11 protein-coding genes are annotated in these 9,418 nt (G+C 43.8%); all 11 read left to right on the forward strand.

All coding sequences use genetic code 11. The features are described 5' to 3' along the window. The first annotated feature begins 29 nt into the window (after positions 1-29). A complete protein-coding gene (locus ACYQ3Q_RS26410) occupies positions 30-1,040 on the forward strand; it encodes an amidohydrolase family protein (protein ID WP_459931396.1) in 1,011 nt (336 codons plus the stop codon). A gap of 254 nt (positions 1,041-1,294) precedes the next feature. After that, a complete protein-coding gene (locus tag ACYQ3Q_RS26415; RefSeq protein WP_459931397.1) occupies positions 1,295-1,531 on the forward strand; it encodes a hypothetical protein in 237 nt (78 codons plus the stop codon). A gap of 4 nt (positions 1,532-1,535) precedes the next feature. Next, entirely contained in the window at positions 1,536-2,150 is a 615-nt protein-coding gene (locus ACYQ3Q_RS26420; RefSeq protein ID WP_459931398.1) for a methyl-accepting chemotaxis protein, read from the forward strand. A gap of 125 nt (positions 2,151-2,275) precedes the next feature. Continuing rightward, positions 2,276-3,454 carry a thiolase family protein gene (locus tag ACYQ3Q_RS26425; RefSeq protein ID WP_459931399.1) on the forward strand — a complete coding sequence of 393 codons (1,179 nt, stop codon included), beginning with the start codon at positions 2,276-2,278 and terminating at the stop codon, positions 3,452-3,454. 464 nt (positions 3,455-3,918) lie between these two features. Then, positions 3,919-5,088, forward strand: a complete 1,170-nt coding sequence (locus ACYQ3Q_RS26430) for an acyl-CoA dehydrogenase family protein (protein WP_459931400.1) — start codon at positions 3,919-3,921, stop codon at positions 5,086-5,088. A gap of 28 nt (positions 5,089-5,116) precedes the next feature. Next, positions 5,117-6,295, forward strand: coding sequence for a thiolase family protein (locus ACYQ3Q_RS26435; RefSeq protein ID WP_459931401.1), 1,179 nt, complete (start codon positions 5,117-5,119; stop codon positions 6,293-6,295). Between the two features lie 14 nt (positions 6,296-6,309). Further along, positions 6,310-6,723 (forward strand): Zn-ribbon domain-containing OB-fold protein, encoded by a 414-nt coding sequence (locus tag ACYQ3Q_RS26440; RefSeq protein WP_459931402.1) that lies wholly within the window; start codon positions 6,310-6,312, stop codon positions 6,721-6,723. Positions 6,724-6,738: 15 nt separating this feature from the next. Further along, positions 6,739-7,554: an enoyl-CoA hydratase/isomerase family protein gene (locus ACYQ3Q_RS26445; RefSeq protein ID WP_459931403.1), complete on the forward strand. Its 816-nt coding sequence runs from the start codon at positions 6,739-6,741 to the stop codon at positions 7,552-7,554. Positions 7,555-7,687: 133 nt separating this feature from the next. Then, positions 7,688-8,362: a CoA transferase subunit A gene (locus ACYQ3Q_RS26450; RefSeq protein WP_459931404.1), complete on the forward strand. Its 675-nt coding sequence runs from the start codon at positions 7,688-7,690 to the stop codon at positions 8,360-8,362. Next, positions 8,352-9,026: a 3-oxoacid CoA-transferase subunit B gene (locus ACYQ3Q_RS26455; RefSeq protein WP_459931405.1), complete on the forward strand. Its 675-nt coding sequence runs from the start codon at positions 8,352-8,354 to the stop codon at positions 9,024-9,026. Before ACYQ3Q_RS26450 ends, ACYQ3Q_RS26455 begins: the two co-directional genes overlap by 11 nt. A 42-nt stretch (positions 9,027-9,068) precedes the next feature. Beyond that, a partial coding sequence (locus ACYQ3Q_RS26460) for a hypothetical protein (protein ID WP_459931406.1) occupies positions 9,069-9,418 on the forward strand: 350 nt, incomplete at its 3' end.

Below are 9,418 nucleotides of genomic sequence, written 5' to 3' on the forward strand. Positions count from 1 at the left end.
CACTAAATTCGAAAAAGGAGAGGTTTGCTATGTCAACTAGCTTTAGTAAAGACGATTATTTTAAAATTGATCCAGAGTTTCACATTATAGGGAATATGGAACATATAAACCATTTTCCTGGGGTACAGACCTGGTGGAAATCAATTGAAGGGGTAAAAAGACCGATGAGTGCTTTTATGCCAAAGGCCGCCTGGCAGGGCATGGAACCTTGGGAAAAAGAAAAACAGACTGATCCGGAAATGCTTGTGCAAATTTTAGACAAATACGGTATCGATATTGCGTGCCTGTTGCCCGAATCTATGATGGACACTACTGGATACACTTCCCGCTGGTGCTCAAACGGGGAAATGGCCAAGGTAGTCGATAAATATCCGGACCGATTCATATATCATCCCAACTTGTCACCTATAAAACATAAAGGGGTACAAAACACTATCTGGGAGATGGAATACTGGGTTAAGGAAAGAGGCGCAAAAATATTCAAGTTTTTCCCCTGTGAAGATACCTACATTAACGACTCGGACCTCTGGCAGTTTTATGAGAAGGCACAAGAACTGGGTATTGTGCTATGTATCCACACGGGATTTTGCTGGACTCCTCCAGGGAAGAGTAAGTACACTTTACCAATAATGCTGGATGATGTAGCCAGGGATTTCCCGGAACTAAAATTGGTCGCTTTTCACATGGGATATCCTTATTGTGATGATTTAAATATGGTTGCCATGGGACACCCCAATGTTTACCTTAGCCTAAGTTTACTTGTTCCTTGGGCTTTAGATGCTCCGCGAAAATTCGGTAAGATACTGGGAGAGGCCTTACGATTTGCCGGACCCGAACGGATTCTATGGGGGACGGACTGTCCAGGACTTAGCTTTGTAGCGAAATTTGCCGTCCTGGGAATGCGTGAATATCAGTTCTCCAAGGTACTACAAGAGGAATATGGCTACCCGGAAATTACCGATGAAATGCGACGCATGATTTTTGGGGGTAACTTGGCTCGGCTACTGGGCATTGATCCTACTGTCAGAAGAATAAAATAGACTTCGTGGGAGTCGGTCAGTGAGACTCCCACTTCAAGTGAAGTGGTACCCCGTACTCTGCTTCGGTGACGATAGTCTCCACTGGAGACTATCGTCACCGAAGTCTCGATGTTCAACTTTAGTTGAACGAGTTCACTCACGTTAACCAAAACCTTTAGATTCATGAAAATCTGGAACTGGAAATTACTATACTCCAGATTTGCAGTTCCAGATGACGAACTACCAGATGAGATATAAGGGGGGGGGGATATGAGTTGCTTAGTGAAAAGTACTCTGATTTTAACTCTACGGGGGATAATTCTCTTAATAACACTGACTTGTTAGAAACCCTTGTTTATTTAGCCCCATTTATTCAGCAACTATTTTCTGTGGATTGCTTTATTGGAGTTACAGATCGAGAAAAATTTTTGTGTCATTTAAATGGGAAAAACATAAAGCTTCCCTATGGAATTGACCGGAGTACCTATTCCAGAAGAATTTCCTCACATTAAGGCCATGCAAGGTAATACATGTTCCAACATAGTGACCCCTAAGGATGTTCTAGGGTTTAAATTTAGGACGTCAGTGGTACCCATTAAGAACAGGGATGGTTATGTTGTCGGATCAATAAGTTTGGGAATCATTCTGGAAAATCGCGAGAAACTTGTTACTTTGGCAGAAACAGTCTCGTCTTCATCCCAAGAGGCTACTGTGGAACAATTAGCAAAATCTGCTGAACACTTTGCCGAATATCAGGAAACCCTTAAGCAAATAGGGAACGAAGTCAGCGACGAATTAAATAGGACAACAGAGATCCTGAAGTTTATTCGTAGTGTAGCACAAAATTCCAATTTGCTTGGTCTCAACGCAGCCATTGAAGCAGCCAGAGCAGGAGAGCAGGGCAGAGGTTTTGCTGTAGTAGCGGATGAAATACGTAAAATGGCTGTTAATAGTGCAACTGGGGTTAAAGATATCGAGAAGATTCTTATGAATATCAGAAATAAATCCAAAGTAATGACGGATAAAGTAATGGAAACAGCAGCTAATAGCCAAGAACAACTCGCGGCAACATTAGAGATATCTAACTTGGCAAGGGAATTGGCGGTATTTGCCGAACAATTAGAACATTAGGCCAGAGATGTACTGGGTTAATACGTATGACACTCTAGTAAACATGCTTGGAGTCGGTAGTATTCATGGATATAACAATTGAGGTAATATTCTGTAGTAAATGTTTGTAAAGAGGAGAGATTATTTTGCATGAAGTAGTTATTGTAAGTGGTGCTCGTACTCCTATTGGTGACTTTTTAGGTTCTCTGAGAGATTTTTCGGCCGTTGACTTAGGGATTATTGCCCTTACAGGTGCGATAAATAAAGCGGGAATTGACCCAGGTCAAGTGGAGGAAGTAATAGCAGGTCATGCTAACCAGACCGGATGCAAAGGCAATACAGGCCGACAAGTGGCTATAGGCGCAGGGTGCTCCTTTGAAACAGTGGCAACAACAGTTAACCAGCAATGCGCATCTTCCATGCGGGCAACGGAAATTTTGTCTCAGGAAATTCTGTTAGGCAAGGTAGGAATCGGGGCAGTTGTTGGTCCCGAGAGCATGTCCAATATTCCCTACATGCTGCCCGGGGCTCGGAACGGATACAGGATGGGCAATAATCAGATTGTCGATATCATGATGCATGATGGATTGATGGATGCTTTTAATAACATTCACATGGGGGTTACGGCGGAAAACCTTGCGAAAATGTATAATATAACCCGCAGGGAACAGGACGATCTTGCTCTTCTCAGTCACCTTCGGGCAGCTCAGGCTATCAGGGAACAAAAGTTCAAAGACGAGATTATCCCTGTTGAGCTCAAAACCAAGAAGGGGTCGGTAATAATTGATACCGATGAGCATGTCAGACCTGACATTAAGCTAGATGATCTGGTTAAGCTAAGACCCGTTTTTGATAAAGAAGGAACCGTTACTGCGGGTAATGCCTCAGGCTTAAATGATGGGGCATCAGCCTTGATTATGATGTCCGCGGCTAAAGCCAGGGAACTCGGCTGTAAGCCATTAGTTCGGATTGTTTCAACGGCCTCGGCGGCAGTAGATCCTAAAATCATGGGGATCGGAGTAGTTCCGGCAGTTAAACGGGCTTTGCTGTTTGTTAACCTAAAGCTTGACGATATTGGCTACTGGGAAATAAACGAAGCTTTTGCAGCTCAGTTCTTAGCAGTAAACTGCGAGCTCAACTTGGATATGGATAAAGTTAATGGCAATGGCTCAGGTATCTCCTTAGGCCATCCGGTCAGCTGCACAGGGGCTCGCTTAGTCGTTTCCCTGGTGAACGAAATGAAACGCCGCAACGTCGAGTATGGCTGTGCCTCGCTTTGTGCCGGGGGTGGTCCTGGTACAGCAATCATTGTACAAAATATGTAGATTTTGTACAATGACTGCATGGCTATTCATCAGGATGTACCTTTTTAGGTTCATCCCGACGGTGGGCATTAGTGCATGTGCCTTAAGTACTAGACTACGCTGATATTTCACGCCTATGCTTTATCATAATTTATAAAAAGACTGACACAAAAAAGAGACACCCAAAAAGTAAGTGTCTCTTTTTTGTTACACTCGAAAAAATCCTTAAACTCAAGGTATTTTTCAACTTATTTTTTCATTTTCTAGTAAGAGTGTTTCATGATTGTTACAGAAGAGAATGAGAGACTAGTTGAAAATGAGGAGTTTTCTGAACTTTCCTAACTTTCTTGCAAGCGGCACGTGTCTTGCATTAAACTACGTTAGCTAAAATAGTTTTGTGTATCGGAGGTGTGCGCGCCTTGAGAAGTTAATGCCTTATTAAACCCAATGGCTTTTGCTAGCCACTAGGAAAAGGAGGGGTCATAATGGATTTTAGCCTAAACGAAGATCAACTAATGCTAAGGGACAACATGCGAAAGTTTTGTAAGAAAGTACTTACTCCCGAATACGTAGCCTGGTTAGATGAAAACACAGATTTTGTACCTGACGATTTATGGAAGAAATTCTTAGACCTTGGATTTTTCGGAATATGTATTCCTGAGGAATACGGCGGAACAGGTATGAGCTTTACCGACTTTGTTCTTGTCGGTGAAGAGATTGCTACCGCATCTTGGACGACTGCAATGTGTGTAATGGGCCCGGTAAGCTTTGGTTCACACATTATTATGCAAATGGGAACCAAAGAACAAAAAGATTTTTTCTTACCTAAGATTGTAAATGGGGAACTCAAGTTCTCGCTGGCGATGACCGAACCTGGAGGTGGAACTGATATTATCAATGCTCTGAAAACCACTGCAGTTAAAAAGGGTGACAAATGGGTTATCAACGGGCAGAAGGTTTTCATCACAGCTGGACATGTATCTGATTATCATCTGGTAGTTGCTTTAACAGACGACGCTAAAACCAAAAAACGTCATAATTGTATATCCTGCTTTTTGGTGGATGCCAAAAATATCCCGGGCATTACTGTTCGAATGATAAAGAAGGTTGGTGGGCATGGCTGTGGAACTACCGAGATATTTTATGATAATGTTGAAATTCCTGAAAGTGCCTTGCTGGGTGAACTAAATAAAGGCTTTATGACTCTTTTGGAAGTAATAAACCCCGAGAGAATCGTAACAGCCCTCTTCTCCCTGGGGATTGCTAAAGCTGCCTACCAGGCTGCCCATCAATATTCTCTGGAAAGATTCGCTTTTGGCAAACCTCTCGGTCAGTTAATGGTTATTCAACACTTCTTAGCGGATATGATGATCGAAATTGAGAATGCGACTAATCTTATCTACAAATGTTGCTGGTTAATGGAACAAGGGCTGCCCTACAACAAAGAAGCGATTATGGCAAAGATAGTAGCGTGCAGGGCATCAGAAATTGCTGCCATCAAAGGATCAGAGATTTTTGGCGGGTACGGTTTTTGTATGGAATATGAAATGCAGCGTCACTTTAGAGATTACAGACAAATGCAATTCTCACCCATTTCTGACGAAATGGCTAAAAACATGCTCGCAGGATGGTCGGGCTTACCTAAGTCGTATTAAGAATTTAGACAAAAAAGGAGGTATACGTATGAGCAAAGGAGAGTTAGCAATTATCGGAACTGGAGAAGTACCGTGCGGTTACTATCCAGACCGAAAAATGCTTGAAATTGCATCTTTGGTTGGTCACAAGGCAATCAAAGACGTGGGTATCGAAAAAAACCAGATTGACGCAGTTATCGGTCAGATGGCGATCCTGGATGGTGACTGGAACACTGAGGTTACATTTGGAAGATTGCCCGAGGCTTTAGGACTCAAGAATTGTAAAAACACCCAGCTGGTTTCCGGAGGTGGAGGTTCAAGTCATGCAGTGCGGAAAGCTGCAGCAGGACTGCTGTTAACCGGAGCAGCAGAAATGGTGTTGGTAGTTCACGCCCAGAAGTTCTCTGATTTTACACCAGGGCAACAGGCGGAAGGCTTTGCCAAGGCTGGTTGCGATCCAGAATGGGAAATCCCCTACGGTATGAATTACAACGCGCTAGGCGGTATGATTGCTGAGAGATATATGTACGAAACCGGTACTACCCCAGAGGAAATAGCGGCAGTCAGTGTTTCACATCGCAAATGGGCTCAACTACAGGACAACGCCATGTTTAGGAAAGACCTAACCCTTGAACAGGTACTCAACGCTAAAATGGTTGCTACTCCATATACCACCTATATGTGTAATGTGCTGGCTGATGGGGGATGCGCGTTTATTATGACGACTGCCGAGCGGGCGAAAAAACTGGTACCCAAACCCGTGTACCTGTTGGGCGAGGGTTCCAGGTTTTCACACCGCAACCTGACTAAGTGCGCAGATTTGACCAGAATGGTGAATGAACCACCAGCTTTAGACGCTTACAAAATGGCTGGAATCGGACCTGAAGATATGGACATTGCACAGGTTTACGGTGCTTATCCGGCCAATATAATAATGTTTTTCGAAGCGATGGGATTTGCCAAGCGGGGGGAAGGCGGAAAAGCTTTCCTTAGAGGAGATACTTGGCCGGGGGGCAGGATTCCAACCTGTACTAACAGTGAAGCCATGTCCTTTGGTCATACAGGTACTGGGGTAGGTACAGCTTTATTAGTAGAATCTGTTCGCCAGTTGCAAGGTAAAGCTGGCAGAGCTCAAGTACCGGGAGCCCGTTTCCTAATTGAGAATTGTGGCGGTGGTGCTTGGATGGATGCACATATGGCCATACTTGGCAATGAAATTCCGCAATAGAGGGAGGATAAAAGATGAGTTCAGATTACAATAAGCCACTACCCCAACCTCAGAAGTGGAGTCAAGAATTCTGGAACGGAACTAAAGAAAATAAGCTCCTTCTGAAAAAATGTCAAGAATGCGGACATATCGATTTTCCGCCGTATATGTACTGTACTGAATGTATGTCCACGGAATCTGAATGGATTGAATCTACAGGGAAAGGCATAATCTATTCCTTTTCTACGACCTATTTGGGAGCACCCCCTGCTTTTATTAAAGACCAGCCTTATACGTTGATCTTTGTTGATCTGGAAGAAGGAATCCGTATGCTCAGTAGAATCGTGGATTGCGAAGTTATAGATGTAAAAATCGGCATGAAAGTAGAGGCGGCATTTGATGCTGTAACCGAAGATACAACTCTAGTCATGTTCCGGCCGGCGAAATAAGAGGGGGTAAGGTAAATGACAGAGTATAACCCCAATTTTAAACACCTTATTTATGAAAGAAAAGGGCCAAATGGTGAGGCGCTTTGGCTGACCATGAATAATCCTACCATGAAAAATGCGCTCAATGAACCAATGCAGTTGGAGCTTATTGAAGCGCTGGAACATACCATGATCGATAATTCCATTCGTTGTGTGGTACTAACCGGATCGCCGGAAGGCGGTGCTTTCTGCGCTGGGGGAGACATTAGTCTGCTCAATAAATTGAACAACCTAGACGGATATGACTATTCATATCATCGCGGGAACCATATTCAGCATTTATTTACTTATATGGAAAAACCGGTCATTGCAGCGGTTAATGGATATTGCTTGGCAGGTGGGTTGGAATTAGCCTTGTGTGCCGACTTCATTTATGCCTCGGAGAAAGCCTCTTTTGGATTGATGGAAATCAACTTGGGTGTTCTAGCGGGATGGGGCGGAATGACCCGACTTCCCAGAAAAATACCAGTTAACCGAGCTAAGGAAATGATTTACACAGCAGAACTGATTAAGCCCGATGAAGCATTGCGGATTGGTTTGGTAAATAAAGTATTTGCGCCCGATGAACTAATCCCTGCAGTTGAGAAAGCCATCGCAGCCATATTGTCCAAGCCTCCGCTGGCTGTTCGGGCGGCCAAGACGGTAATTAATGACGGAATCACTTGTGATAGCATTCAGGCTGCGCAGACGATCGAACGGGCTATGAATATGTGGTTGGTGAACACCGAGGATTTCAAAGAAGGTACTGCCAGCTTCCTGGAAAAGCGTAAACCAGAATTCAAAGGAAAATGATCGGGGTACAAAAGGCTAAACATAACTTCCTTGTAATACCCTTAACTAAGGCGGAAGTTTGCAATTGATGAATCGTTTATTACCCCTAGATTCTGCACAAGTGTTTGTTTAGGTAGGGAGGTGGAAGTAACAGATGGCAAAACTAGTTAGTCTGAAAGAAGCGATCAGCAAGGTTGGGAATGGAATGACCCTAATGGTCGGAGGTTTTATAGGGTGTGGAGCCCCCGACCGACTTCTGGAAGAGGTTTGCCAGCAGGGAATCCAAGATTTGACTCTCATCGCTAATGACACGGGCATTCTCGGGGATGCGATGTCCCAACTTATCGTACAACGTTGCGTTAGTAAGCTCATCGCAACCCACATAGGCACGAATAAAGAGACCGGAAGGCAAATGACAGCTGGTGAGCTTGATGTAAAGCTTGTCCCCCAAGGAACGTTAGTCGAGCAGATTCGTGCAGCAGGAGCAGGTTTAGGAGGATTTTTAACGCTCACAGGGATTGGAACGATTGTAGAAGACGGTAAACAGAAACTTGTGATTAATGGAACTGAATATCTTTTGGAACTCCCTGTTCGAGCTAATGTTGCCTTGTTAAATGCCTATAAAGCGGATAAAGCCGGAAATCTAGTTTATCGTCGTTCAGCCCGTAATTTTAATCCCATAATGGCCATGGCAGCTGATTTAGTGATTGTGCAAGTGAATCATATCGTTGAAGTAGGTGAAATCGATCCAGATGAAGTCATGACCCCAGGAATCTTTATAGATTATTTAGTTCAGAAACAGCCACGGGAGGTGACTGATGTTGGATAAGGAAGCAAGGCTGGAGTGGCTAATAAAACGTGTGGCTACAGAGTTTAATAATGGAGATGTCGTTAATTTAGGTATTGGGATGCCAACAAAAGTCGCTAACGCTTTACCAGAGGGGATAAAAATAATTCTTCAGTCTGAAAATGGCTTTATGGGTGTCGGTCCTGCCCCGGAAACCGGAAAAGAAGATCCTGATACGGTTAATGCCGGAGGGCAATATGCTACCATTTTACCGGGAGGTTGCTGCTTTGACAGCGCCATGTCGTTTGCCATCATTCGGGGTGGTCATGTTGATGCTACGGTGCTCGGTGCACTTCAAGTAGATGAAGAGGGGAATTTAGCCAACTGGATGATTCCAGGCAAGCTCGTTCCTGGCATGGGTGGGGCAATGGATCTGGTCGTAGGTGCTCGACGCGTTATTGTTGCCATGGAGCATACGGCCAAAAATGGTGGTTTTAAAGTTTTGAAGAAATGCACCTTGCCTTTAACGGCAGCCAAACAAGTCAATCTGATTATCACGGATATGGGAGTCTTGGAAGTGACCCCCAAGGGTTTAGTTCTTAAGGAGATGGCACCCGCCGTAACCTTCGAGGAAGTACAAGCCTGCACTGAGGCTTTCTTGATCACTTCGGAAAAGATTGCAGTTGATAATAATGGCTTTATCTAATTACTAAGTTAAAAGACAATTAGTTAGCAAGGAGGAGATTCTTTGTATTCAAGATTTCAAGAAGAATACAAACGGAAGTATAGGTCACTGGAAGATGTCGCAAAGCTAATTAAAACCGGGGACAAGATTCTGTCAAATCAATGTGTCAGCGAACCGGTTGGATTATTAAATGCAATTGGTAAACGGGCTATGGCCAAAGAATTTGATGATGTTGAGTACATTGGTTTTGGGCCTACATTATCGTTAGATTGGATAAAACCCGAAGTTTATCCCCACTTAAGGGTAAGCACAGCGTTCATTTTTTCTCCTAAAGTGAGAGAAGCCGTAAATAAAGGATACGCTAGTTTTATTCCAAACAATGCACATAGTCTTCCTGAAACATTAACCAATTA

The sequence above is a fragment of the Desulfosporosinus burensis genome, assembly GCF_054657535.1.